This window comes from Streptomyces sp. NPDC005281 (assembly GCF_040607495.1).
Classification (GTDB): domain Bacteria; phylum Actinomycetota; class Actinomycetes; order Streptomycetales; family Streptomycetaceae; genus Streptomyces.
Genome location: NZ_JBEXGX010000037.1, coordinates 38,872 through 64,410, shown reverse-complemented (window position 1 = coordinate 64,410; position 25,539 = coordinate 38,872). Strand labels below are relative to the sequence as shown.

General features: G+C 71.0%; 20 protein-coding genes. 7 read left to right on the top strand and 13 right to left on the bottom strand.

The window, feature by feature from the left end; all coding sequences use genetic code 11:
* Window positions 1–3: 3 nt before the first annotated feature.
* The 10 genes from ABZV42_RS35730 to ABZV42_RS35685 all read right to left on the bottom strand — a co-directional run bounded on the left by ABZV42_RS35730 (window position 4) and on the right by ABZV42_RS35685 (window position 13,109).
* Window positions 4–1,776: an IucA/IucC family siderophore biosynthesis protein gene (locus ABZV42_RS35730; RefSeq protein WP_356055626.1), complete on the bottom strand. Its 1,773-nt coding sequence runs from the start codon at window positions 1,774–1,776 to the stop codon at window positions 4–6.
* Complete coding sequence (locus ABZV42_RS35725) at window positions 1,773–2,318, bottom strand: GNAT family N-acetyltransferase (RefSeq protein ID WP_355988799.1); 546 nt, start codon at window positions 2,316–2,318, stop codon at window positions 1,773–1,775. Before ABZV42_RS35725 ends, ABZV42_RS35730 begins: the two co-directional genes overlap by 4 nt.
* A complete protein-coding gene (locus tag ABZV42_RS35720; protein ID WP_356055624.1) occupies window positions 2,315–3,592 on the bottom strand; it encodes a SidA/IucD/PvdA family monooxygenase in 1,278 nt (425 codons plus the stop codon). Before ABZV42_RS35720 ends, ABZV42_RS35725 begins: the two co-directional genes overlap by 4 nt.
* Window positions 3,576–5,051: a lysine decarboxylase DesA gene (gene desA, locus ABZV42_RS35715; protein WP_355988804.1), complete on the bottom strand. Its 1,476-nt coding sequence runs from the start codon at window positions 5,049–5,051 to the stop codon at window positions 3,576–3,578. The genes ABZV42_RS35720 and desA overlap by 17 nt, the downstream gene beginning before the upstream one ends.
* A gap of 175 nt (window positions 5,052–5,226) precedes the next feature.
* On the bottom strand, window positions 5,227–6,093 hold the full coding sequence (locus ABZV42_RS35710; protein WP_355988807.1) for a siderophore-interacting protein: 867 nt from the start codon (window positions 6,091–6,093) through the stop codon (window positions 5,227–5,229).
* 41 nt (window positions 6,094–6,134) lie between these two features.
* On the bottom strand, window positions 6,135–7,184 hold the full coding sequence (locus tag ABZV42_RS35705; protein ID WP_355988810.1) for an ABC transporter substrate-binding protein: 1,050 nt from the start codon (window positions 7,182–7,184) through the stop codon (window positions 6,135–6,137).
* A 243-nt stretch (window positions 7,185–7,427) separates the two neighbouring features.
* Window positions 7,428–8,588 (bottom strand): acyl-CoA dehydrogenase family protein, encoded by a 1,161-nt coding sequence (locus ABZV42_RS35700; RefSeq protein ID WP_355988861.1) that lies wholly within the window; start codon window positions 8,586–8,588, stop codon window positions 7,428–7,430.
* An 11-nt stretch (window positions 8,589–8,599) separates the two neighbouring features.
* Complete coding sequence (locus ABZV42_RS35695) at window positions 8,600–9,559, bottom strand: hydroxymethylglutaryl-CoA lyase (RefSeq protein WP_355988813.1); 960 nt, start codon at window positions 9,557–9,559, stop codon at window positions 8,600–8,602.
* Window positions 9,556–11,484 (bottom strand): biotin carboxylase N-terminal domain-containing protein, encoded by a 1,929-nt coding sequence (locus ABZV42_RS35690; protein WP_355988816.1) that lies wholly within the window; start codon window positions 11,482–11,484, stop codon window positions 9,556–9,558. Before ABZV42_RS35690 ends, ABZV42_RS35695 begins: the two co-directional genes overlap by 4 nt.
* Window positions 11,485–11,492: 8 nt before the next feature.
* Window positions 11,493–13,109, bottom strand: coding sequence for a carboxyl transferase domain-containing protein (locus ABZV42_RS35685; protein WP_356055622.1), 1,617 nt, complete (start codon window positions 13,107–13,109; stop codon window positions 11,493–11,495).
* A gap of 97 nt (window positions 13,110–13,206) precedes the next feature.
* On the opposite strand from ABZV42_RS35685, the gene ABZV42_RS35680 reads away from it, so the two are divergent.
* From ABZV42_RS35680 to ABZV42_RS35665, 4 genes are all read left to right on the top strand, one after another.
* Window positions 13,207–13,857: a TetR/AcrR family transcriptional regulator gene (locus ABZV42_RS35680; protein WP_356055620.1), complete on the top strand. Its 651-nt coding sequence runs from the start codon at window positions 13,207–13,209 to the stop codon at window positions 13,855–13,857.
* Between the two features lie 87 nt (window positions 13,858–13,944).
* On the top strand, window positions 13,945–15,102 hold the full coding sequence (locus ABZV42_RS35675) for an acyl-CoA dehydrogenase family protein (protein ID WP_355988824.1): 1,158 nt from the start codon (window positions 13,945–13,947) through the stop codon (window positions 15,100–15,102).
* Window positions 15,103–15,136: 34 nt separating this feature from the next.
* Window positions 15,137–16,009 (top strand): acyl-CoA thioesterase II, encoded by an 873-nt coding sequence (gene tesB / locus ABZV42_RS35670; RefSeq protein WP_355988827.1) that lies wholly within the window; start codon window positions 15,137–15,139, stop codon window positions 16,007–16,009.
* Window positions 16,010–16,032: 23 nt separating this feature from the next.
* Window positions 16,033–17,052, top strand: coding sequence for a cation diffusion facilitator family transporter (locus ABZV42_RS35665; protein ID WP_355988830.1), 1,020 nt, complete (start codon window positions 16,033–16,035; stop codon window positions 17,050–17,052).
* 172 nt (window positions 17,053–17,224) lie between these two features.
* On the opposite strand, the gene ABZV42_RS35660 is transcribed toward ABZV42_RS35665, so the two are convergent.
* Both ABZV42_RS35660 and ABZV42_RS35655 read right to left on the bottom strand, forming a co-directional pair.
* Window positions 17,225–18,013: a phosphatase gene (locus ABZV42_RS35660; protein WP_355988833.1), complete on the bottom strand. Its 789-nt coding sequence runs from the start codon at window positions 18,011–18,013 to the stop codon at window positions 17,225–17,227.
* A 107-nt stretch (window positions 18,014–18,120) separates the two neighbouring features.
* Window positions 18,121–20,109, bottom strand: coding sequence for a helix-turn-helix domain-containing protein (locus ABZV42_RS35655; protein WP_356055618.1), 1,989 nt, complete (start codon window positions 20,107–20,109; stop codon window positions 18,121–18,123).
* A gap of 167 nt (window positions 20,110–20,276) precedes the next feature.
* On the opposite strand from ABZV42_RS35655, the gene ABZV42_RS35650 reads away from it, so the two are divergent.
* The 3 genes from ABZV42_RS35650 (at window position 20,277) to ABZV42_RS35640 (ending at window position 24,505) form a co-directional block, all read left to right on the top strand.
* Complete coding sequence (locus ABZV42_RS35650) at window positions 20,277–21,740, top strand: sodium:solute symporter (RefSeq protein WP_356055616.1); 1,464 nt, start codon at window positions 20,277–20,279, stop codon at window positions 21,738–21,740.
* A gap of 63 nt (window positions 21,741–21,803) precedes the next feature.
* Window positions 21,804–22,772, top strand: coding sequence for an agmatinase (gene speB, locus ABZV42_RS35645; protein ID WP_355988839.1), 969 nt, complete (start codon window positions 21,804–21,806; stop codon window positions 22,770–22,772).
* Window positions 22,769–24,505, top strand: a complete 1,737-nt coding sequence (locus ABZV42_RS35640) for a thiamine pyrophosphate-binding protein (protein WP_355988842.1) — start codon at window positions 22,769–22,771, stop codon at window positions 24,503–24,505. The genes speB and ABZV42_RS35640 overlap by 4 nt, the downstream gene beginning before the upstream one ends.
* Before the next feature lie 78 nt (window positions 24,506–24,583).
* Here the strand turns inward: ABZV42_RS35640 and ABZV42_RS35635 are convergent, their stop codons facing one another.
* Complete coding sequence (locus ABZV42_RS35635; protein ID WP_356055614.1) at window positions 24,584–25,387, bottom strand: endonuclease; 804 nt, start codon at window positions 25,385–25,387, stop codon at window positions 24,584–24,586.
* Between the last annotated feature and the right edge of the window lie 152 nt (window positions 25,388–25,539).

Here is a 25,539-nt window from a genome sequence, read left to right as displayed (position 1 = left end):
TGCTCAGAACCCGGCGATCGGGTTCTTCAGGGTGCCGATCAGCTGAAGGGCGCCCGACGGATCCGCCAGGTCGACCATCTGCCGGTTGTCGCGCAACTGGAGCCTGTTGAGGCAGGACAGCGCGAACTCAGGCGCGAACAGGTCGTACTGCCGGAACTTGTCTTCGAGTTCGGGCATCGAATCCTGGTAGGCGCGCACCGACTCGGCGACCGTCCGCCAGAAGTCCTCCTCGCCGATGACCCCTTCGTCCGCCAGCTGGGCGGCCAGGAAGCGGAAGAAGCAGTCGAAGACGTCCGTGAAGATCGACAGCAGCTTCATGTCGTCGGGGACGTCGGCCCGGACCCGCTCGACCGCGGGCGGCAGCACCGCCTGCGGGTCCATGACCACGATCTCCTCGGCGATGTCCTTGTAGACCGCCCGCCGCACCGCCCCGTCCGCCAGGACCAGGATGACGTTCTCGCCGTGCGGCATGTAGACCAGGTCGTAGGCGTAGAAGCTGTGAAGCAGCGGGGTGAGGTAGGCGCGCAGATAGCCGCGCAGCCACTCCACCGGCGCGAGACCCGACCGCTCGATCAGCGCGGCCGCGAACGAGGCGCCCTCGTGGTCGACATGGACGAGGGAGGCCATCGTCACCAGGGACTCGCCCTCCTGGAGCGAGGGGACCGGGCTCTCGCGCCACAGCGCGGCCAGCATCTTGCGGTACGGGGAGTAGCGGTCGGTGGCCGCCTCGTACTCCAGGTGCCGGTAGCCGACGGCCGCCCGCTCCCGGATGACCGACAGGCCGGTGGACTTCAGCACCGGGTCGCTCTCGACGAGCTGGGCCAGCCAGTCGTTGATGGCCGGCGTCGCCTCCATGTAGGCGGCGGACAGACCGCGCATGAAGCCCATGTTGATGACGCTCAGTGCCGTCTTCACGTAGTGCCTGTGCGGGCTGCTGGTGTTGAAGAAGGTCCGGATGGACTGCTGGGCCAGGTACTCGTCGTCGCCCTCGCCGAGACACACCAGGCGCCGCTGGGCGACCTCGGCGGCGAACGTCACGGACAGCTTGTTCCACCACTGCCAGGGGTGGACCGGTATGAGCAGGTAGTCCTCGGGATCGAGGCCCTGGCCGCTCAGCGTCCGGGCGAACCGCTCGACCGTCTCCGGTCCCAGCTCGTCCCGCACGAACGACTCGTACTCGATGCCGACGCCCGCCGTGAAGGCGGCCCGTGAGCGGTGCGCCGCCAGCCACACCAGCCGGACCGGGTTCGCGGTCTCGGGGGCGTAGGCGAGATAGTCGTGCACACCGAAGCCGAGCCGCCCGTTGTTGGCGACGAAGCAGGGGTGCCCCTCCGTCATCCCGGTCTCGATGGCCTGGAAACCGGCGCCGGCCAGCTCGCGGACGGGTATCCGCGGCTTGGCGAGCTTGTAGCAGGTGCCCGCGAGGGTGGAGGAGATCTCCTCCAGGTAGACCGGCAGGATCTCGTCGCTCAGACCGAGCGACTCCTTCAGCTCGATGAAGAAGTCCATTGCCGACAGCGGGAGTTCGCCGCCGTCGCGGTGCCGGGTGATGGACTCGGGGGCCACCTGCCAGTGGTCGAGCCGGCGCCGGGTCGCGGTGAACCGGTAGCTCGTCAGCCCGTCGTCGCCGCGGACCTCGTACCGGCCGTCCGGCAGGGCTCGCGGCGTGATCAGCCGCTCGTGGGCGAACTCGGCGAGCGCCTTGCGCAGGAGGAGACGGCAGGCCTCGGCCCAGCGCTCGGGGGAGAGGTGGGCGACGCTCTCGGCGAGGCTCATGCGGCCACCGCCTTCGCGAACCGTTCCCGGGTGCAGAAGCTCAGCAGCGCCTTCTTCTCGGGCTTCTGGATCTCCCGCTCGGGCACGAAGCCGACCGCCTCGTTCAGGGCGTGCACGGCCGTGTTGGCCACGTCGGGCTCGACGACCACCCGGCGGGTGGCCGGGTCGGCGAACAGTTGCTCCATCACCGCGGTGATCACGGCCCGGGTGAAGCCGTGCACGGGTGTGTCGCTCGGGGCGACCAGGAAGTGCATGCCGACATCGCCGGGCTCCGGCTCGTACAGGCCGACGAGTTCGACGTACCGGGGGTCGTAGCGCTCCATCAGGAAGACGGGTTCGCCGTCCAGCAGTCCGAGGAACGCGTCGTGGTGCTCACTGGCCGCGACGGCCATGTACTCGCGCTCCACGTCGTGCAGTCTCGCTCCCTGCATCATCCAGAAGGCGGCCTTGGGATGCGTCACCCACCCGTGCAGCAGGGGGGCGTCCTCGACGGGGTCGAGGGGGCGGACGGTGAAGGTGCCGACTGCGGTCGTGGTGGTCATACGGAGAACTCCTGGAACGCGATGGTCTTCTCGACCGGGTAGTACTCGGTGCCGAGCAGCTCGCGGATGATGGACGCGTTGCGGTACGGGCCCATGCCGAGGTCCGGTGAGGTGATCGAGTGGGTGTGGACGCCCGCGTTCTGGAGGAAGATCCCGCTCCCCGTGACGTCGATGGCGTAGTTGCGGGCCACGTCGAAGTTGCCGCGGCTGTCGTAGCGGAGCCGGCCGCGGACCGGCGCGAGGAACGCGGGCTCGGCGTAGTGGTACCCGGTGGCCAGCACCAGGCCCGTCGAGCGCAGCTCGTAGTCCTTGTCCTGCTCCTGCTGGCGGAACCCGAGGGTGTACGTGCCCCGATCGTAACGCGCCGTCTCGAGCGCGGAGTTGGTGAGCAGCCGGGCGGGGACCGGGCCGCCGAGGTTCTTCTGGTAGAGCAGGTCGAAGATCGCGTCGATCAGCTCGCCGTCGATGCCCTTGAAGAGGCCCTTCTGCTCCGACTGGAGGCGGTAGCGGGTCGGCTCGGGCAGCGCGTGGAAGTAGTCGATGTACTCCGGGGAGGTCATCTCCAGCGTCAGCTTGGTGTATTCGAGGGGGAAGAAGCGCGGCGAGCGGGTCACCCAGTTCAGCCGGTAGCCGTGGACGTCGATCTCGCTCAGCAGGTCGTGGAAGATCTCGGCGGCGGACTGGCCGCTGCCGACGAGGGTGATCGAGTCCTTGGCCTGGAGCTCCCGTTTGTGCTGCATGTAGCGGGAGTTGTGGATGAAGTCGCCGCCGAGGCCGGTGCAGGCCTCCGGGACGTGCGGAGAGGTGCCGGTGCCGAGGACCAGGCGACGGGCGCGGAACACGTCACCGCCCTCGGTGCGCACGACGTACAGCCCGTCCTCGTACGTGACCTCGGCGACCGTCGTGGAGAAGCGGACGTTGCTCAGCCTGTCCGCGGCCCAGCGGCAGTAGCCGTCGTACTCGACCCGCAGCGGGTAGAAGTTCTCGCGGATGTAGAACGAGTACAGACGGCCCGATTCCTTCAGGTAGTTGAGGAAGGAGTACGGGGAGGTCGGGTCGGCGAGGGTGACCAGGTCGGACATGAACGGGGTCTGGAGGTGCGCGCCCTCCAGGAACATGCCGGAGTGCCACTCGAAGTGGGGCTTCGACTCCAGGAAGACGCCGTTCAGTTCGGCGATCGGCTCGGTCAGGCAGGCGAGTCCGAGATTGAAGGGGCCGAGCCCGATCCCCACGAAGTCGTAGGTCGTGTCCGTGGATTCAGCAAGCGCGGTCAAGGGACTCTCCCAGGTACTGCTCGGCGTGGCCGGCGATCAGATCGAGGACGGCGGCGATGTCGTCCCTCGTGGTCTCGGGGTTGAGCAGGGTGAACTTCAGGTAGTGGCGTCCGCCGACCTTGGTGCCCGCGACGACGGCGTCGCCGGAGGCGAACAGGGCCTTGCGGGCATACAGGTTGGCGCGGTCGATCTCGGCCGGGTCGGTGACGGCGGCCGGGATGTAGCGGTAGACGAGGGTGGAGAGCGAGGGCTCCACGACGACGTCGAAGCGCGGGTCGGCGGCGAGAAGCTTCCAGCCCTCCGCCGCCAACTCGCACACCTCGTCGAAGAGTTCGCCGATGCCGTCGGCGCCCATCGTGCGCAGCGTCATCCACAGCTTCAGGGCGTCGAAGCGGCGGGTGGTCTGGAGGGACTTGTCGACCTGGTTGGGGATGCGCTCCTGGACCATGCGGCGCGGGTTGAGGTACTCCGCGTGGTAGGTGGCGTGGCGCAGGGTCGAGGCGTCCCGGACCAGCACGGCCGAGGAACTCACGGGCTGGAAGAAGGACTTGTGGTAGTCGACGGTGACGGAGTCGGCGCGCTCGATGCCGTCGATGCGGTCCCGGTTCTTCAGCGAGGTGAGCAGGCCGCAGCCGTAGGCCGCGTCGACGTGCATCCAGGTGCCGAACTGGGAGCACAGTTCCGCGATCTCGGGCAGCGGGTCGATGGAGCCGAAGTCGGTGGTGCCCGCGGTGGCGACGACGGCCATGGGGACGAGGCCGTCCGCCCGGCAGCGCTCCAGCTCGCGGGCCAGGGCGACCGTCTGCATGCGCTTGTCGTGGTCGACGGGGATCGAGACGACGGCGTCGGCGGCGAGGCCGAGGAGTTTGGCCGACTTCTTGACGCTGAAGTGGCTGACCTCGGAGGCGAAGACGCGCAGCCTGCCGAGCCCGTCCCCCGCCTTCCCGTCCCGCCGGTCCTCCCCGACCTCCTTCGCCTCCTCGCGGGCCAGCAGCAGGGCCTGGAGGTTGGACTGGCTGCCGCCGCTGGTGAACACCCCGTCGGCGGCCGGGCCGAGACCGATCCGCTCGTTGGTCCAGTCGATGAGCCTGCGCTCGATGAGGGTGCCGCCGGCCGACTGGTCCCAGGTGTCCAGCGAGGAGTTGACGGCGGAAAGGACGGCCTCGCCGAGCACGGCCGGGATGACGACCGGGCAGTTGAGGTGGGCGAGGTAGCGCGGGTGGTGGAAGTAGATCGCGTCCTGGAGGTAGACCTCTTCGAGCTCGTCGAGAACGGCCGTGGTGTCGTGCAGGGGCTTGTCGAGGTCGATCCGCTCGATGCGGGGAGCGAGTTCGTCGACCGTGACACCCGTGAACGGGCGGTCGGTGGTGGCGAGTCTGGCCGCCACCCGCTCGACGCCTTCGGTCACGGAGCGGCGGTACCGGTCCGCGGTGGTGTCGTTGAGCAGGTGCGAGCGCATGTGGGGGTCCTCCGTGCGGGGGAGAGTCCGAGCGGGACAGGAGAAAGGGCGAAGTCGCGACGTTCAACTTAGGTTAGCCTAACCTAAGTCGAGCGGCGACCCCGCCCCACCTGTGTCTTTCGTGGCGTGCGCCCGGACCGGACCTTTTCGCGAGGCCGCGGCCGGAAACCGCGAACTACTCGCCCCGCTCCCGCAGTTGCTCCTCGCTCAGCCCCCGCCGCCAGTAGCCCACGAAGGTGACCCGGCGACGGTCGATGCCGCGCTCCCGTACGAGATGGCGGCGCAGCTCCTTCACGCAGCCGGACTCGCCCGCGATCCAGGCGTACGGCGCCTCGGCGGGCGGGAGTTGCGCGGTCCGCAGCGCGTCCAGGGCCGGGGGAGTGCCGGGGGAGCCCGTGCCGGAGTGCTCGTCCCGGACGAGCCAGGTGATCTCCGCGTCGGCGGCCGTCACCAGATCCTGGATGTCCGCCGCGTGATGGACCTCCAGCCAGGCGCGGACGCGCAGTCCGGCCGGCAGGGACTCCAGGATGGCGGAGGCGGCGGGGACGGCCGTCTCGTCGCCCCACAGGACCACCAGGTCGGTGTCCGCGGGCGGCCGGAAGCGGATGGCCCGGTTGTCCTCGACGGCGGGTCCGAGCAGCACCACGCGGTCACCGGCCCGTGCGCCGGCCGCCCAGCGCGAGGCGGGCCCCGCGGGGACGGCCGCGTCCGGCTCCGTGCCGTGCAGCGCGAAGTCGATGTCGATCTCGTCGGGGTCGCGGCGCAGCGCGCGCAGGGTGTACGAGCGCATCACCGCCCGTACGTCGTCGGGCAGTTCGCGCCAGCCCTGCCACCAGTCGTCGCCGAGCTCGAAGGGGACGGCGGGTTCGCTCTGGCCGGGGTGCGGCAGGAACAGCGAGAGGGACTGATCGCGCCCGTCGGAGTGGAACGCGCGCAGATCGGGTCCCGCGAAGGTCACCCGGACCAGAGACGGGCCGAGCCGCCTCGTCGTCACGACCCTGAGGGAGAAGAAACGGAACGGGGCGGCCACGGCCGTCGTCATGAGTGCTCCTGAGATGGCGTCAGGCGGACACGGAGGGAGGGTCAGGCGACCTTCTTCGCGTTCTCGATGGCCTCGGCCAGCCGGTCGAGGATCGGGGCGCACTTGGCGTACGAGAGGATCGGCTCGGGCGTCCGGGCGATGACCTGGCCGGCCTTGACGGCGGGCAGCTTCTTCCAGGTGGCCTCGGTGATGTCGGCCGGCTGGATGGTCTGGGAACGGTCGTCCATGATGATGACGTCGGCCGCGTACTTGTCGACGTTCTCCCAGCTCAGGTTCTCGAACCAGCCGCCGCTCGCCTTCAGGGCCTTGGCGGAGGGCTCGACGATGTTCACGCCGAGCGCCTTGAAGTACTCCAGGTCGATGGAGAGGTTCGAGCCGGAGACGTAGAAGATGTCCTGGCTCGCGCTGCCGGCGAGCACCTTGATCTCGGGGCGGGCCTTGGCGGCCTTGCGCAGCCGCTCGGCGGCCGTCTCGAACTTCTTCTTCGCCTCGGTGATCCGGGCGGACTTCACGTCGGCGCCGAGGGACTCGGCCAGCGCGAACATGTGCTGGAGCGGCTGGGGCATCTGCACGTCGTAGACGGAGACGCCGACGCTCGGGGCCAGCTTGAGGATCTTGTCCTTGGACTCCTCGGGGACGTACCAGAGGGTGCCCGCGGTGTCGAACATCGTCGAGATCAGGACATCGGGGGCGAGGCCCGCGTACTTCTCGATGTTGAACTGGCCCCACTCGTTGCCGAGGATCGTCAGCTTGCTGATGTCCATGTCGCCGGCCTGGACATCGGCCTTGCCGTCCTTGGTCTTCGTCGGGCCGAAGACGCCCTTGACCTCGATGCCGTAGTCGAACAGGGCCGCGGCGACACCCGTGAAGGCGACGATGTTCGCCGGCGCCTTGTCCAGCTTCACGGTCGTGCCGCGGTCGTCCTTGAACGTCCACGGGCCCGACTTCTCGGCGGCCTTCGTCGACTCCGAGCCACCGCTTTTCGAGTCGTTGTCCTCGCCGCAGGCGGCGAGGACGGCACCGAGGCCGAGGGCGCCGCCCGCGGCGAGGATGCCGCGACGGGTGAGGTGGGTGGCACGGGCGTTGGGCATGAGTGTGGCTGCTTTCGGCACGGGGCGGGTAACGCCCGCCGGACGAGTTCGAAGGTAGGTTAGCCTAACCTCACCACTTGTCCAGGGGGCGGGTGCCCGGCCGGGTCCGAGATCCGCGCTCCGCGATCCGCCCGTGCGGTACGTCCGCTGACGCGGCGACACACGGGCGGCGCCGAACGCGCTGCGGCCACCGGCGGGCGGGTGCCCGGCCGGTGGCCGCGGTGTGCCGGTAGCGCGCGGGACTCAGCCGGAGAGCCCCAGTTCGCGGGCGATCAGCATCCGCTGGACCTCGCTCGTGCCCTCACCGATCTCCAGGATCTTGGAGTCGCGCCACATACGGGCGACCGGGTACTCGTTCATGAAGCCGTAGCCGCCGTGGACCTGGGTGGCGTCACGGGCGTTGTCGACGGCGATCGTGGAGGAGTACAGCTTGGCGATCGCCGCCTCCTTCTTGAAGGGCTCGCCGGCGACGAGACGGGACGCGGCGTCGCGCCAGCCCACGCGGGCCATGTGCGCCTTCATCTCCATGTCGGCGATCTTGAACTGGATCGCCTGGTTGGCGCCGATCGGACGTCCGAACGCGTGCCGTTCCTTGGCGTACTTGACCGACTCGTCGACACAGCCCTGCGCCAGACCCGTGGCCAGCGCCGCGATGGCGATGCGGCCCTCGTCCAGGATGCGCAGGAACTGCGCGTAGCCGCGGCCCTCCTCCCCGAGCAGGTTGGCCGCCGGGACGCGCACGTCCGCGAAGGACAGCTCACGGGTGTCGGAGGCGTTCCAGCCGACCTTCGAGTACGGGGCGGCGACCGTGAAGCCGGGCGTGCCGGAGGGCACGATGATCGCGGAGATCAGCGGCTTGCCGTCGGGCTTGCGGCCGGTGACCGCGGTGACCGTCACCAGGCCCGTGATGTCCGTGCCGGAGTTGGTGATGAAGCACTTGCTGCCGTTGATGACCCACTCGTCCGTCTCGGGGTCGAGCCGGGCCGTCGTACGGGTCGCGCCCGCGTCCGAGCCGCCGTCCGGCTCGGTCAGGCCGAAGGCGCCCAGGATCTCGCCGGAGCAGAGCCGGGGGAGCCACTCCCGCTTCTGCTCCTCGGTGCCGAAGAGGTGGATCGGCATGGCGCCGAGCGAGACGCCCGCCTCCAGGGTGATGGCCACGGACGAGTCGACCCGGGCCAGCTCCTCCAGGGCGATGCCGAGGGCGAGATAGTCGCCGCCCATGCCGCCGTACTCCTCGGGGAACGGCAGCCCGAACAGGCCCATACGGCCCATCTCCCGCACGATCTCGTACGGGAACTCGTGCCGCTCGTAGAGGTCGCCGATCTTCGGCGCCACGACGTCGTGGGCGAACTCCTCGACCGTACGGCGGAGTTCTTCGAGCTCGGGGGACAGTCGGTGGTCCAGGGACATGCTGTTCACTCCTGGTGGGACTGAGTCGTTTGACCGAGTGCTTTGACGGTGCGGGACGGGCTGGGTCGGCCCAGTTGTCCGGCCATCCACACGCTCGTGGCGGTGAGGCGGCCGAGGTCGACCCCGGTGTCGATACCGAGGCCCTGGAGCATCCATACGAGGTCTTCCGTGGCGAGGTTGCCGGTCGCGGACTTCGCGTACGGGCAGCCGCCGAGGCCGCCCGCGGAGGCGTCGACGGTGGCGACGCCGTGCTGGAGGGCGGCCAGCGTGTTGGACAGCGCCTGGCCGTAGGTGTCGTGGAAGTGCACGCCGAGCGCGCTGGTGGGCACGCCCTCCTCGTTCAGCTCGGCGAGCAGGGCCTGCACATGGCCCGGTGTCGCCACACCGATCGTGTCGCCGAGGCTCAGCTCGTCGCAGCCCATGTCCATCAGCGCCTTGCAGACGCGGACGACCTGATGGACCGGGACGGCTCCCTCCCACGGGTCGCCGAAGCACATCGAGACATAGCCGCGGACCGCGCGGCCCGCGTCCTTCGCGCGGCTCACCACCGGCTCGAACATGGCGAGCGACTCGTCGACCGTCCGGTTGAGGTTGGCCTTCGCGAAGGACTCCGTCGCGCTGGCGAAGACGGCCACGTGCCGGGCGCCGAGCGCCAGCGCCCGCTCCAGCCCGCGCTCGTTCGGCACCAGCACCGGAAGAGCCACCGGCAGGTCGGCGACCTGCGGGAACAGCTGCTCCGCGTCCGCCAGTTGGGGAACCCACTTCGGGTGGACGAAGCTGGTCGCCTCGATCGTGCCCAGTCCGGCGTCCGCGAGGCGCCGGATGAACTCCGCCTTCACCTCGGTCGGTACGGTCGCCTTCTCGTTCTGGAGCCCGTCGCGCGCGCCGACCTCGTAGATCCGTACCTGTGCGGGCAGGTCCTGGGCCGGTACGGGCATCGGCAGGCCGAGCTCGGACGTGTTCATTCCGTCTCCTCCGCGGGAGTGATGACCGCCAGGACCTGGTCCATGGCGACGGTCGTGCCCGCGGTGACGTCCAGCTCGCTGACCGTCCCGGCGTGCGGCGCGGAGATGACGTGCTCCATCTTCATCGCCTCGACCACCAGCAGGCTCTGCCCGGCGGCCACCTCGTCGCCGACGGCGACCTTCACGACGGTCACCGTGCCCGGCATGGGCGCGGTCAGCGAATCGGCGCCCGCGTGGGCGGATCCGGTGAGAGACGCGGCCACCGGGTCGTGGTCGCGCACATGCCAGGCGTCGCCGTCGCGGCCGATCCAGTCGGCGGCACGGTGGAAGGTGTGGCGCACCCCGTCGAGCGTCACCGCGACCCTGTCGGCGGTGACCGTGTGGGTGCCGCGCGGGGTGTACTCCACGGGGTCGAGGACCCGCAGGGAGAAGCCGACCGGCTTCGGTGTGCCGCCGAGCCGCCATCCGCTCGGCACCGAGAACGGGTCGGTCCAGCCCTCTGCCGCGGGCTCCAGAGCGGCGAGCCTGACGGCCGCCGCCGCCTCGTACACCTCCTCCGGCACCCCGTCCGGGACCAGGCCCTCCGCCTCCCGCTCGACCAGTCCGGTGTCCAGGTCGCCGGCCACCACGTCAGGGTGGGCCAGCAGCCGGCGCAGGAAGCCCGCGTTCGTCTGGACCCCGAGCGTGACCGTGTCGGCGAGGGCGGCCCGAAGCCTGCGCAGCGCCGTCGGGCGGTCGGGGCCGTACGCGATGACCTTGGAGAGCATCGGGTCGTAGAGGCTGCCGACCTCGGTGCCCTCGGAGAGGCCCGAGTCGGTGCGTACCCCGTCTCCTTGCGGCTCGCGCAGGGCGAGCACGGTGCCCCCGGAGGGCAGGAAGCCGCGCGCCGGGTCCTCGGCGCAGATACGGGCCTCCACCGCGTGCCCGGTGAGGGTGATGTCCGCCTGCCCGTACGGCAGATGCTCGCCGGCGGCGACCCGCAGCTGCCACTCGACGAGGTCGAGGCCGGTCACCAGCTCGGTGACCGGGTGCTCCACCTGGAGGCGGGTGTTCATCTCCATGAAGTAGTACGAGGAAGGGTCGCCGCCGGGGACGATGAACTCGACCGTGCCCGCGCCCCGGTAGCCGCAGGAGCGGGCCGCCTGGACGGCCGCCTCGCCCATCGCGGCCCGCGTGGCGTCGTCCAGGAGCACGCTGGGCGCCTCCTCGATGATCTTCTGGTGGCGGCGCTGGAGGGAGCACTCGCGCTCGCCCAGGTGCACGACGTTGCCGTGCCCGTCCGCCAGGACCTGGATCTCGATGTGCCGGGGCCGGTCGACCCAGCGCTCGACGAGCAGCGTGTCGTCGCCGAAGGAGGCCCGCGCCTCGCGCCGGGCGGCGGCGATCTCGTCGGCCAGGACCGTGAGGTCCCGCACCAGGCGCATGCCCTTGCCGCCGCCGCCCGCGCTCGGCTTCAGGAGCACCGGCACGCCGATCTCCCGGGAGGCCGCGATCAGTTCGGCGTCCGTCAGACCGCTGCCGGAGGAGCCGGGGACGACCGGGACACCGGCCGCCTTCACCGTCTCCTTGGCGCGGATCTTGTCGCCCATCAGGGAGATCGCCTCGGCGGACGGGCCGATGAAGACCAGTCCGGCGTCCGCGCAGGCCCGCGCGAAGCCGGCGTTCTCGGCGAGGAAGCCGTAGCCCGGGTGCACCGCCTGGGCGCCGGTGCGGGCCGCCGCCTCCAGCAGCCGCTCCACCGACAGATAGCTCTCCGACGCGGGCGCCGGTCCGATCCGCACCGCGGTGTCGGCCTCCCGGACGTGCCGGGCTTCCGCGTCGGCGTCCGAGAAGACGGCCACCGAACGCACGCCGAGCGCGCGCAGGGTACGGATGACGCGTACGGCGATCTCGCCCCGGTTGGCCACAAGCACCGTGTCAAACATGGGTTCCCTCACATCCGGAAGACGCCGAACTGGGGGTCACCCAGGGGCGCGTTGGCGCAGGCGGTCAAGGCGAGTCCGAGGACCTGCCGGGTCTCCGTCGGGTCGATCACACCGTCGTCCCACAGCCGGGCGCTCGCGTAGTAGGCGCTGCCCTGCTGCTCGTACTGCCGGCGGATCGGGTCCTTGAAGTCCTCTTCGTCCGCGGCCGGCCAGGACTCGCCGCGCGCCTCGATCTGGTCGCGCTTGACGGTCGCGAGGACCGAGGCGGCCTGCTCGCCGCCCATCACGGAGATCTTGGCTCCGGGCCACATCCACAGGAAGCGCGGCGAGTAGGCCCGGCCGCACATCGAGTAGTTGCCCGCGCCGTACGAACCGCCGATCACGACGGTCAGCTTCGGCACCCGGGTGCAGGCGACGGCCGTCACCATCTTCGCGCCGTGCTTGGCGATGCCGCCGGCCTCGTACTGGCGGCCCACCATGAACCCGGAGATGTTCTGGAGGAACACCAGCGGGATGCCGCGCTGGTCGCACAGCTCGATGAAGTGGGCGCCCTTCTGGGCGGACTCGGAGAACAGGATGCCGTTGTTGGCGACGATCCCGACCGGGTGTCCGTGGATCCGCGCGAAGCCGGTGACCAGGGTCTGCCCGAACTCGGCCTTGAACTCGGCGAATCGGGAGCCGTCGACCACGCGGGCGATGACCTCGCGCACGTCGTAGGGGGTGCGGGAGTCGACCGGCACCGCGCCGTACAGCCCGTGCGGGTCGACCTCGGGCTCGACGGCGGCCGTGACCTCCCAGGGGAGCGTCCCGCGCGCGGGGAGCGTGGCGACGATGTCGCGGACGATCCGCAGCGCGTGCGGGTCGTCCTCGGCGAGATGGTCGGTGACGCCCGAAACCCGCGAGTGGACCTCGCCACCGCCCAGCTCCTCGGCCGTGACGACCTCACCGGTGGCGGCCTTCACCAGCGGCGGACCGCCCAGGAAGATCGTGCCCTGGTTGCGGACGATCACGGCCTCGTCGCTCATCGCCGGCACATAGGCGCCGCCCGCCGTGCAGGAGCCGAGGACGGCCGCGATCTGCGGGATGCCGGCGCCGGACATCCGCGCCTGGTTGTAGAAGATCCGCCCGAAGTGCTCGCGGTCGGGGAACACCTCGTCCTGCATGGGCAGGAAGGCGCCTCCGGAGTCGACGAGATAGACGCAGGGCAGACGGTTCTCCAGCGCGACCTCCTGGGCGCGCAGGTGCTTCTTCACCGTCATCGGGTAGTACGTGCCGCCCTTGACGGTGGCGTCGTTGGCGACGATCACGCACTCGCGCCCGCTGACCCGGCCGATCCCGGCGATGACGCCGGCGGCCGGGGCCGCTCCGTCGTACATCCCGTCGGCGGCCAGCGGCGCCAGCTCCAGGAACGGGGAGCCGGGGTCGAGCAGGGCGTCCACCCGGTCGCGGGGCAGCAGCTTGCCGCGCGCGGTGTGCCGGGCGCGTGCCCTCTCACCGCCGCCGAGCCGAACCGCGGCCAGCTTGCGGCGCAGCTCCTCGCCCAGCGCGCGGTGTGCCGCCTCGTTGGCCCTCCAGGCCTCCGACGCGGGATCAGCCGCGCTCGTCAGCTCCGGTGCCTCTTGCATCCTGCGGTCCCCTCACCAGGTGGTCGACCAGTTAATGAGCGTTAACGCAACTCCTTCAGGTTAACGACCGCTAACCGCGATGTCTAGAATTGATTTCATGGCCACCAGAACCGACGCCCCCACCCGGCGCGAGCAGATCCTCAGGGAGGCCGCCCGGCTCTTCGCCGAGCGCGGTTTCCACGGCGTGGGAGTGGATGAGATAGGAGCGGCGGTCGGCATCAGCGGCCCCGGTCTCTACCGGCACTTCGCCGGCAAGGACGCGATGCTCGCCGAGCTGCTGGTGGGCATCAGCGGGCAGTTGCTCACGGGCGGCCGGCGCAGGGTGGCGGAGGCCGAGACCCAGGCCGAGGGGAGCGCCGGGTGCCTCCTCGACTCGCTCATCGAGGGGCACATCGACTTCGCGCTCGACGACCGCCCTCTGATCACCCTGCACGACCGCGAGCTGGACCGCCTGCGGGACAGCGACCGCAAGCTCGTGCGCCAGCTCCAGCGCCAGTACGTCGAGCTGTGGGTGGAGGTGGTCCGCGAGGTGTATCCGGAGCTGATGGAGCCGGCCGCCCGTTCGGCCGTGCACTCGGTCTTCGGCCTGCTGAACTCGACTCCTCACCTGGGGCGGCCGGGCGCGCTGCCGGGGCGGGCGGTGACGGCGGAGCTGCTGCACCGGATGGCGAGAGGGGCCTTCGGGGCGGCCGCGGTGGCTCCTGTGGCTCCCATGGTTCCCGAGGGTGACGAGCGTCTCGGGGGGTGACCCCTGGACGGCGCTCGTGACCGGCGGGTAACCTCGTATCTGAGCAAGCGCTTAGACATAACCCATATCCAGGCGGAGGTGGCGGCGGTGCGCCGTACTGTGTTCAACGAGGACCACGAGGCGTTCCGGGAGACCCTGCGCGCCTTCATCGAGGCCGAGGTCGTTCCGGTCTACGACGAGTGGTTCGCCGCCGGCCAGGCGCCGCGCGACTTCTACTACAAGCTCGCCGAGCTCGGTGTCTTCGGCATCCGCGTGGACGAGGAGTTCGGCGGCGCCGGCATCGACTCGTACAAGTTCGAAGCCGTGATGTACGAGGAGACCGCGCGCGCCGGTGTCCAGTTCGGCGGCTCCGGTGTGCACGTGCTGCTCGGCCTGCCCTACATCAAGATGCTCGCCTCCGACGAGCAGAAGAAGCGCTTCCTGCCGAAGTTCGTCAGCGCCGAGGAGATGTGGGCCCTCGCGATGACCGAGCCGGGCACCGGCTCCGACCTCGCGGGCATGAAGACCACCGCCAAGCTCTCCGAGGACGGCACGCACTACGTCCTCAACGGCTCCAAGACCTTCATCACCGGTGGCGTCCACGCCGACCGCGTGATCGTCTGCGCCCGCACCTCCGCGCCCACCGCCGAGGACCGCCGCTTCGGCATCTCCCTGTTCGCCGTGGACACCAAGTCCGAGGGCTACTCCATCGGCCGCAAGCTCGACAAGCTCGGCCTGAAGACCTCCGACACCGCCGAGCTGGCGTTCGTCGACGTGAAGGTGCCCGTCGAGGACCTGCTCGGCGAGGAGAACAAGGGCTTCTACTACCTCGGCCACAACCTCGCCTCCGAGCGCTGGGGCATCGCCTTCGGCGCCTACGCGCAGGCCAAGGCCGCCGTCCGGTTCGCCAAGGAGTACGTCCAGGAGCGCACCGTCTTCGGCAAGTCGGTCGCCTCCTTCCAGAACACCAAGTTCGAGCTGGCCGCCTGCCAGGCCGAGGTGGACGCGGCCGAGGCCGTCGCCGACCGCGCCCTCGAGGCCCTCGACGCCGGTGAGCTGACCCCGGCCGAGGCCGCCAGCGCCAAGCTGTTCTGCACCGAGGTCGCGCACCGCGTCATCGACCGCTGCCTCCAGCTCCACGGCGGCTACGGCTTCATGAACGAGTACCCGATCGCGCGCCTGTACGCGGACAACCGCGTCAACCGCATCTACGGCGGGACCAGCGAGATCATGAAGACGATCATCGCCAAGGACATGGGCCTGTAAGGCCCACGAAAAGACTGCACGGTACAACTGCCTTATGAGCGAGGCACTTCAGTCTCTCCTCGATCTGCTCGATCTCGAGCGGATCGAGGAGGACATCTTCCGAGGCCAGTCACGGTCGGCCGTCATTCCGCGCGTCTTCGGCGGGCAGGTGGCGGCGCAGGCACTGGTCGCCGCCGGGCGCACGGTCCCCGAGGACCGGCTCGCCCACTCCCTGCACGCCTACTTCCTGCGGACCGGTGACCCCGGCGCGCCCATCGTGTACTCCGTGGACCGCATCCGCGACGGCCGCTCCTTCACCACCCGCCGGGTGGTCGCGGTCCAGCACGGACAGCCGATCTTCCACCTCTCCGCGTCCTTCCAGACGTACGAGGAGGGCATGGAGCACCAGGCCCCGATGCCGCCCGCACCCGACCCGGAGACGCTGCCCACGGCCGCCGAACTGCTGTCGAGGTACGCCGACGTCTTCACCGACGCCGAGGTCGTGGCACGCATCCTGGAGGCCCGCGAGTCCGTCGACCTGCGCTATGTCGACGCGCCGCCGTACGGCACCGTCGGCGAGGCCCGCGAACCGCGCTCCCAGGTGTGGTTCCGCACCAACGGCAAGCTCGCGGACGACCCGCTGCTGCACGTCGTCCTCGCCACCTACGTCTCGGACATGACGCTCCTCGACTCCATCCTGCTCGCGCACGGGCGCGGCGGCTGGGTGACCGGCGACGTCGTCGGTGCCTCACTGGACCACGCGATGTGGTTCCACCGCCCCTTCCGCGCCGACGAATGGCTGCTCTACGACCAGGAGTCGCCGTCCGCGTCGGGCGGCCGGGGCCTCGGCCAGGCCCGGATCTACACCCAGGACGGCCGGCTGGCCATCTCGGTGATCCAGGAGGGCGTGGTCCGCGTCCCGCGGTAGGCGTTCCCCGGTATGACTGGGGGATGACGGAAGCGGCAGCGCGGCAGGCGGACGGCGGCGACGCGGGCGGAAGCGCGGGTGCGGGCGGGGAGGCGGGCGGCGGCGAGAGCGTCACCACGGTGATCGTCGCCGCAGCCGCCAATCTCGGGATCGCCCTCGCCAAGGCGGTCGCCGGTGTCATCAGCGGCTCCAGCGCGATGCTGTCGGAGGCCGCCCACTCCGTGGCCGACACCGTCACGGAACTGCTGCTGCTCACGGCGCTCAAACGCAGCGAGAAGCCGGCCGACGAGGACCATCCGCTGGGCTACGGCCCCGAGCGCTACATCTGGGCCCTGCTCGCCGCCGTCGCCACCTTCGTCGGCGGGGCGGTCTTCTCGATCTACGACGGCGTCCACACCCTCGTCGCGGGCGAGCAGCTCGGGGACCCGCTCGTGTCGTACATCGTCCTGGCCGTCGCCTTCCTCCTGGAGGGCTTCTCGCTGCGGACGGGACTGCGGCAGGCGCGCGGCGAGGCCGCCAGGGTCGACGCCCCTTTCAAGACCTATCTGCGGCGCACGCCCGACACCGCCGTGAAGGCCGTCGTCATGGAGGACTCGGCCGCGCTCGTGGGACTCGCGTTCGCCGCGGGCGGTCTGCTCGGCGGCCAGCTCACCGGATCGGGCGTCTGGGACGGCGTCGCCTCCCTGCTCATCGGGCTCCTGCTGCTCTACGTCGCCTGGGTGCTCGGCCGCTCCAACGCGGAGCTGCTGATCGGACGGCCGCTGCCCAGGCCGATGCGGGAGCGGATCCGTGCGGAGCTGCTGGAGGTGGAGCACGTGGAGGCCGTACTGGAGCTGACGACGCTCATGCAGGGGCCGCGCGAGGCGCTCATCGCCGCCAAGGTCGACTTCCGGGACGCGTCGACCGCGGCCCAGATCGAGTGGGCCTGCGAACAGGCCGAGGACCGGCTCAGGTCGGTGTTCCCCTCGGTGACCCGGGTGTATCTGGACCCGACTCCCGGGTACGCCCAGCGGCGGTCCGAGGGGCTGAATCCCTGGCCGTGAGGGGGAGGGGCCAGGGGGTACGACCAAGGCCGGCGCGATCAGGAGCGGTGCGACCGAGCGTGTCGTGGTCAGGGGTGTCGTGACCAGGGGTGATGCGACCAAAGGTCATGCGACCAATGGTGATGCGACCGGTCGGGCGGCTTCCGGACCGGTCGCCGGGGGCGGCCGACGCCTACTTCAGGCCCGCCGCGTCGAGCAGATACGCCGTCATCGGGTCGTAGTGTCTCGGGCTGACGACGTGGTCGTCGAGCGGGACCACGACCTGGAGCGTGCCCTCCGACTCGGCGAGGAAGAGCGCCGGGTCGTTGCTGTCGGCGTATCCCACGGAGTCCACCCCGTGCTGCCCCGCGAAACCGGCCCAGCCGTGGTCGGCCACGACCAGGTCGGGCAGCGGGCGGCCCTCCCGCTCCAGCGCGGTGAGGATCGCGCGCATCGGCTCGCCCGAGTGGGTGTGCCACAGCGTGGCGCCGTGCTCCAGGACCGCCACGTCGGCGAACTGCATGACGTAACCCTCGTCCGTCTGGAGCCCGTCCGGGATCACCACGATCTCGCAGCCGGCGGCGCGCAGGGCGGCGGCCGTGGCCCGGTGCACGTCCAGCAGCCCGCCGGGGTGACCCGTCGCGAACAGCACCCGCTGCCGGTCCTCGGCCGCCTTGCGCAGCCGCGCCGCGAGACGGTCCAGCGCGTCCACGGTCAGCTCGGGGTCGATGGTGTCCCGGCCGTACCGGTACTCCGGGTCGTCGTTGACGCCGACGCGCTCCGCCATCACCGCGAGCACGTCCTGCTCGTCGCTCCAGCGGTCACCGAGTTCCAGACCGAGCCACCAGTTGCGCTCGCCGTTCGCCAGCTTGCGGTAGTGGGAGAGGTTGTTCTCGCGGGGCGTGGCGACATCGCCCGCGATACGGGTCTTCACGAGATGGTCGACGAGTTCGGCGCGGCTGGGCGTCCCGGGTATCGGCATACCACCATTGTGCCGGTGCGCTCCGGCCCGGGGTGCGGCTGTCCCGGTCGCTGGGACGGGCGTCACTCGGGTGTCGGGACCCCGGGGCCGGTCCGGGCGGCCCGTGTTCAGTTCTCCCTGAGCGCGAACCACAACTCCATGCGTACGTCCGGGTCGTCGAGGTCCGTGTCCAGCAACGCGGCGCAGCGGGCGATGCGTTGGCGGACGGTGTTGCGGTGGACGGACAGGGCCACCGCCGTGCGGTCCCAACTGCCGTGCAGGGAGAGCCAGGTGCGCAGGGTCTCGGTCAGGGCGGAGGTCCCGGCGACGGGGGCGAGGAGGGCGTCCGCGTGGGCCTCCGCGTCCGCCGGAGGGACGAGGTCGGCGAGCGCGGGACGGTCGCCGTGCCGGACCAGTGCCGCCCGGGTGGCCCTGGCGCGGGTCAGCGCGCGGGCCGCCTGGGTGTCGGCGGCCGCCCATCCGTGCGGGCCCGCGGGCGCGCTCACCCCGCAGGTCCAGCCCGGCTGCGCGGCGGGCTCGCGGTCGCCGGGGACGAGGACGCGTACGACGTCGCCGCCCGCGTCCACCAGTGCGGAGCCCAGCGCGGCCGCCAGCGCGGAGGCGGAGACGGCGTCCGGGGCGGGGCCGTCCCCGGCGGGGCGCGCGTGCACGACCACCCACCGCTCACCGCCGAGCAGCGGCGCCACCGCCTCCGGCGCGGCCCCGAGCAGCAGCCGCACCAGGGCCGCCGACCGCGCGGCCCCGCTCGCGCTCTGGTGCTCCCCGGTGAGGAGGGAGAGCAGCACGGACGCGACGGAGGCGATCGTGTGGTCGCCGGGGTCGCGGCGCGGCGCGGCGACCCCGAGGACGAAGCCCTGGCCGCTGCCGAGGGCGTAGGCCGCCAGGTGGACACCGCCCACGGTGTCGGTGGCCGAGGAGGGAGCGGGCCCCTGGGCCTTACGCGGCCGCACGACACCGGCCAGCTCGCGGAGCAGCACCTCGGGAGACACGTCGTCCGCGGGGTGGCCGGGAGCCGGGGGGTCGGCTGGTGCCGGATGGTCCGGGGTCGGGGGGTTGGCTGGTGCCGGGTGGTCCGGGGGCGTCGGGGTGGCCGGTGTCTGGTGGTCCGGAGCTGTTCGGGTGGCCGGTGTCGGGTGGTCCGGGGTCGTTGGGGTGGCTGGTGTCGGGCGGTCCGGAGCCGTTGCGTCGGCCGGTGTCTGGTGGTCCGGTGCCGGTGGGGAGGCCGGCGTTCTCGGGGCGGTCCCGATCGAGCGGTCCGCAGTCGTCAGGCCGGTCGGGGCGGGGGCGGCCGCAGGCGTGGCGCCGGGCGGGTTCGCGGGGCGTGCCGTCTGCGGGCCGGAGGACGGGAGCCGTCCGGCGCGGGCCAGTTCCGTGCCCTCCGGGCCGTACAGCACCGCCCGGCCGTTGACGTGCCGGGCCAGCTGACGCAGTACCGCCGGGACCGGATCGGGGCGTGCGGCGGCCGCCGCCAGGCTCTGCTGGGCCTCGGTCACCCGGCGCAGCTCGGCCAGCCGGGCCCGGGCCATGAGCTGCCACACCGCGCGGGCGACCCCGGAGAACGTCGTCCGGGGCGGGACCTCCAGCAGCGGCAGCCCGTAGGTGTCGCAGGCCGCGACCAGGGCGCGCGGGACCGTGTCGTGCACCGGCGCGAGGCCGAAGCCCAGGGCCGCGCCGCCCGCCGCGACGATGCGGGAGACATAGCCGTCGAAGTAGTCCCCGTGGCTCCCGGCTCCGTCCGGGCCGGGGTCCGGGTCCGCACCGGGGGTGCTCCCGTCGTCGTCCGAACCCGGGGTGCCCGCGTCGCCGCCCGGGCCGGGGGTGCCGCCGTCGGCACCGGCCGCGGCGGGCACATGGACCCCGGCGGTCAGCAGCAGCTCCCCGCCCAGCAGGTACGGGAAGGGGTCGGCCATCTCCGAGGTGTGCGCCCAGTGGATCACCGTGTCGGGTTCCGCGGGCCCGGCGATCAGGCGCAGACCCAGATCCTCACGGGCCAGCAGCGCCGACAGCGGTACCGGCGGGGTCGGCGGTACCGCCGGAGCGGACACGGCGGGGGCGGACGGTGACTGTGGGTCCGGCACGGTGGACGTTTCCTCCATCCCGTTCGGGTCGAATGGATGAAACGTACACTTCGCAGTCGCTTTCCGGCCACCTAATGTCGGTCCCGACCGGTAGCCACGGGTACGGGCGGATGTCCCCGCGATCAGTTGCCGGCTCGTCCCCCACATCCCCGCACGACACGCCACCGAACGCCTGGAGGAGACTCATGGCCGTCGACTACACAGTGATCGTCGTCTATCTGGCCGGCATGCTGGCCATGGGCTGGTGGGGTATGCGCCGCGCCAAGTCCAAGAGCGACTTCCTCGTCGCGGGACGGCGGCTCGGCCCCGTCATGTACTCCGGCACCATGGCCGCCATCGTCCTCGGTGGCGCGTCCACCATCGGCGGTGTGGGCCTCGGCTACCAGTACGGGCTCTCCGGCGCCTGGATGGTCTTCACCATCGGCCTCGGCCTGCTGGCGCTCAGCGTCTTCTTCTCCGCCCGCATCGCCCGCCTGAAGGTCTACACCGTCTCCGAGATGCTCGACCTGCGCTACGGCGGCCGGGCCGGGGTCATCTCCGGTGTCGTCATGTGGGCGTACACCCTGATGCTCGCGGTCACCTCGACCATCGCGTACGCCACGATCTTCGACGTCCTCTTCGACATGAACCGGACGCTCGCGATCATCCTCGGCGGCTCGATCGTCGTCGCGTACTCGACCCTCGGCGGCATGTGGTCGATCACCCTCACCGACATGGTGCAGTTCGTGGTCAAGACCGTCGGCGTGCTGCTCCTGCTGCTGCCCATCGCGGTCGTCAAGGCCGGCGGCTTCTCCGCGATGAAGGCCAAGCTGCCCACCGAGTACTTCGACCCGCTGGGTTTCGGCGGCGAGACCATCTTCACCTATGTGCTGATCTACACGTTCGGCATGCTGATCGGCCAGGACATCTGGCAGCGCGTGTTCACCGCGCGCAACGACACGACCGCCAGGTGGGGCGGTACCGTCGCCGGCACCTACTGCCTGGTGTACGCCGTCGCCGGCGCCGTCATCGGCACCGCGGCCAAGGTCATGTACCCGAAGCTGCCCAGTGCCGACACCGCCTTCGCGACCATCGTCAAGGACGAACTCCCGGTCGGCGTACGCGGACTGGTGCTCGCCGCGGCCCTCGCAGCCGTGATGTCCACCTCGTCCGGCGCCCTGATCGCCTGCGCCACCGTCGCCAACAACGACATCTGGTCGCGGCTGCGCGGCGCCGTGAAGCGTGACGCCGGTGACGACCACGACGAGGTCAAGGGCAACCGCGTCTTCATCCTGGTCATGGGCATCGCCGTCATCTGCACGGCGATCGCGCTCAACAACGTGGTCGAGGCGCTGACCGTCGCCTACAACCTGCTCGTCGCCGGTCTGCTCGTCCCGATCCTCGGCGGCCTGCTGTGGAAGCGGGGCACGGTCCAGGGCGCGCTCGCCTCCGTCGTCGTCGGAGGGGTCGCCGTCATCGGCCTGATGGCCTCGTTCGGCATCCTCGCGAACGAGCCCGTCTACTACGGACTGCTCCTCTCCCTGGCCGCGTACGTGATCGTCTCGCTGGCCACGTCGGCGACCGACGCCGCGGTGCTGGCCGCCTGGCGGGAGCGGCTCGCGGGCCGTGACGCCGAACCCGTGTCCGAACCGGTCCCGGTTCACCAGTAGAGTCGTAGTACTTGTACTTAGTTGTACATACGCGACGAAGCGTAGGAAAGAAGGCAAAACCCCATGAGCAGCAACGAGACGCCCCGCGGCCCTGTCGATTCGTCCCGCGTCCCGCGGTACGCCGGTCCCGCGACCTTCGCCCGGCTGCCCCGCCTCGACGAGGTCGGCACCGCCGATGTCGCCGTCGTCGGTGTGCCGTTCGACTCCGGCGTCTCGTACCGGCCGGGCGCCCGCTTCGGCGGCAACGCGATCCGCGAGGCGTCCCGGCTGCTGCGCCCCTACAACCCCGCCCAGGACGCCTCCCCGTTCGCCCTCGCGCAGGTCGCGGACGCCGGAGACATCGCGGCGAACCCGTTCAACATCAACGAGGCCGTGGAGACCATCGAGGCCGCCGCGGACGACCTCCTCGGCACTGGCGCCCGCATGATGACCCTCGGCGGCGACCACACCATCGCGCTCCCGCTGCTGCGCTCCGTCGCCAAGAAGCACGGCCCGGTCGCGCTGCTCCACTTCGACGCGCACCTCGACACCTGGGACACGTACTTCGGCGCCGAGTACACCCACGGCACCCCGTTCCGCCGCGCCGTCGAGGAGGGCATCCTCGACACCTCGGCGCTCTCCCACGTCGGCACCCGCGGCCCGCTGTACGGCAAGCAGGACCTCACCGACGACGAGAAGATGGGCTTCGGCATCGTCACCTCGGCGGACATCTACCGCCGCGGCGCCGACGAGGTCGCCGACCAGCTGCGCCAGCGCATCGGCAACCGCCCGCTCTACATCTCCATCGACATCGACTGCCTGGACCCGGCGCACGCGCCCGGCACCGGAACCCCGGAGGCGGGCGGCATGACCTCCCGCGAGCTCCTGGAGATCCTGCGCGGACTGTCGTCCTGCAACCTGGTCTCCGCCGACGTCGTCGAGGTCGCCCCGGCCTACGACCACGCCGAGATCACCGCGGTGGCGGCGTCCCACACCGCGTACGAACTGACCACCATCATGTCCCGCCAGATCGCGGAGGCCCGAAGCAAGTGACCCACGACCACGACCTGGTTCTCCGCCCGTCGGCGGCACAGACGGAGGCCGCGCTCAACCCTCCCTCCCGCCACCCGGCCGCCACCCCTCATGGAGGCGCTTCGCGCCACGTGGAGCCTGGCCGCAACGGCGGAGACCTGGTCGTGGAGACCCTCTCCGGTCTCGGCGCCACCACCGTCTTCGGACTGCCGGGCCAGCACGCGCTCGGCATGTTCGACGCGCTGCGCCGCTCCTCGCTCCAGTACGTCGGACTGCGCGTCGAGAACAACGCCGGGTTCGCGGCGGACGCCTACGGCCGGATCACCGGCGAGGCCGCGCCGCTGCTGCTCTCCACCGGCCCCGGGGCGCTGACCTCGCTGGCCGCCCTCCAGGAGGCGCGGGCCGCCTCGGCGCCCGTCCTCGCCATCAGCAGCCAGATCCCGACCGCGGGCCTCGGCGGCGGCCGGCACGGCTATCTGCACGAACTCCCCGACCAGCAGGCCTCGTTCCGGGGTGTGGTGAAGTCCGTCCACACGGTCCGTACGCAGTCCCAGATCCCGTCCGCCATCGCGGCGGCCTGGGAGTCGGCGCTGACCGCCCCGCACGGACCGGTCTGGGTCGAGATCCCGCAGGACGTCCTGCTCGCCGAGACGAGTCTGCCGATGGTGACGGCGATGGACGCGACCCCCGAGGACGTCGTCCCGCGCCCCGAACTGACCGAGCTGGCCGCCCACTTGCTGTCCTCGGCGACCCGCCCCGCGATCATCGCGGGCGGCGGGGTCGTACGGTCGGACGCGTCCGGCAAGCTGCTCGCGCTCGCCGAGAAGCTGAACGCGCCGGTCGTCACCACCTTCGGCGGCAAGGGCGCCTTCCCCTGGGAGCACCCGCTCTCGCTCCAGTCCTGGCTGGAGGACCGGCACACCACCGACTTCCTGGAGGACGCGGACGTCCTGCTGGTGGTGGGCTCGGGTCTGGGTGAACTCTCCTCGAACTACCACACGTTCAGGCCCCGCGGCCGGGTGATCCAGATCGAGGCCGACCTCGGCAAGCTGGAGTCCAACCACCCGGCGCTCGGCATCCACGCGGACGCCCGCCTCGCGCTGTCGGCGCTCCTGGAGACGGTGGACGAACGCCCGGACCCGTCGGCGGAACAGCGCGTGAGCACGGTTCTCGCCCTGGTCGCGGAGCGCATCGCGGGTCAGGAACTCACCCTGGAACAGGACGTCCTGGCGTCCGTCCGCCGTGCCCTGCCGGACACCTCGCCGTCCTTCTGGGACATGACGATCCTGGCGTACTGGGCGTGGTCGGCCTTCGATCCGCGCGGCACCAACACCATGCACTCCGCCCAGGGTGCCGGCGGCCTCGGCTACGGCTTCCCCGCGGCGCTGGGCGCGGCGGCGGCCGACCCCTCCCGCCCGGTCCTCGCGGTCTCCGGCGACGGCGGCGCGCTGTACTCCATCGCCGAGCTGGCTACGGCCAGGCAGTGCGACCTCCCGGTCACCTGGCTCATCGTCGACGACGGCGGCTACGGCATCCTGCGCGAGTACATGAACGGCGCCTTCGGCCAGGCGACCGCCACGGAACTGTCCCGCCCGGACTACGTGGCCCTCGCCGAGTCCTTCGGGGTCCCGGGCGTGCTGACGAGCCCCGAGACGCTGGAGGAGGACCTGGCGAAGGCTCTGGCCGCCCCCGGCCCCTCGGTGGTCGTCCTCCCGGCGCTGCTGCGCATGTTCGCGCCGACGCACCTGGGCTGAGAGCCCGACTCGCCTGAGCCGAACGCCGTCCCGGGACCCCCTCCAGCAGGGGAGGGGGTCCCGGGACGGCCGGCCCGTCTACCAGATCGCATCGACCCACTCCGGGTGGTCGATGAACGGGTTGCGGTTGTGCTGGTAGGTGTCGTAGATGACCTGGTTGCGCTTCTCCTCGAAGGCGCTCGGCGGGTCCTCGTCGCTCCACGCCTTGAGCACGGACAGCTTGCCGATGAACGGGGTGCTGCCGTTGTTGACCTTCTCGTCGGGCTCCAGGTCGGCGAAGCCGTCGCCGCCGTCGTAGCGGACCGCCATGTAGAGGATCATGCGGGCCACGTCGCCCTTGTCGGCGTCGCGCGGCTCGAAGGAGTCGGAGTCGACCTTGCTGCCGCCCCCGCTGGTGACGGCGCTGCCGCCGTTGTCGAAGTCCAGGTTGCCCCGGATGCTGTTGACCTGGACGTCCGCCGGACGCAGATGGTGCAGGTCGGTGCCGGGACCGGTCACCTCGCCGAAGTTGCCGTGGGACTTGGCCCAGACGTGCTCGCGGTTCCAGTCGCCGACGTCGCCGCCGTTGAGGGACTTGGCACGCGAGACACCGCTGTACAGCAGGATCACGTTGCTGCTGTTGTTCGGGTCCTGGTCGGTGACCATCAGCGCGTTCCAGACGGCGGAGTACGAGATCTTGGTCTGGCTGCTGATGATGGTGTGCAGCGAGGACTTCAGGCTCGTGCCGGTCTTGCCGACCGCGTTCTTGTAGTACGTGCTGTCGTACGCGGTCGTCGTCGCGCTCGCGGGGGAAGCGGTCATCGTCGGCAGGGTGAGGCCGACGAGGACCGCGGAGGTGCTCAGCGCCAGGGTCTTCCAGCGGCGTATCTGCGTGGCGGGCATCGTGGGGTGTCCGTTCTACGCGGGTTGAATGGAGCGGATAACCGGGAGGGTGACATGGACATGTGAGTGGTGGGGTTAAGGGGAGGTGGCGGTTCTGTGTCGGGATTCAACAACTCGGCCGTTCTACGCGGGACATGACGGAACGGACAGCC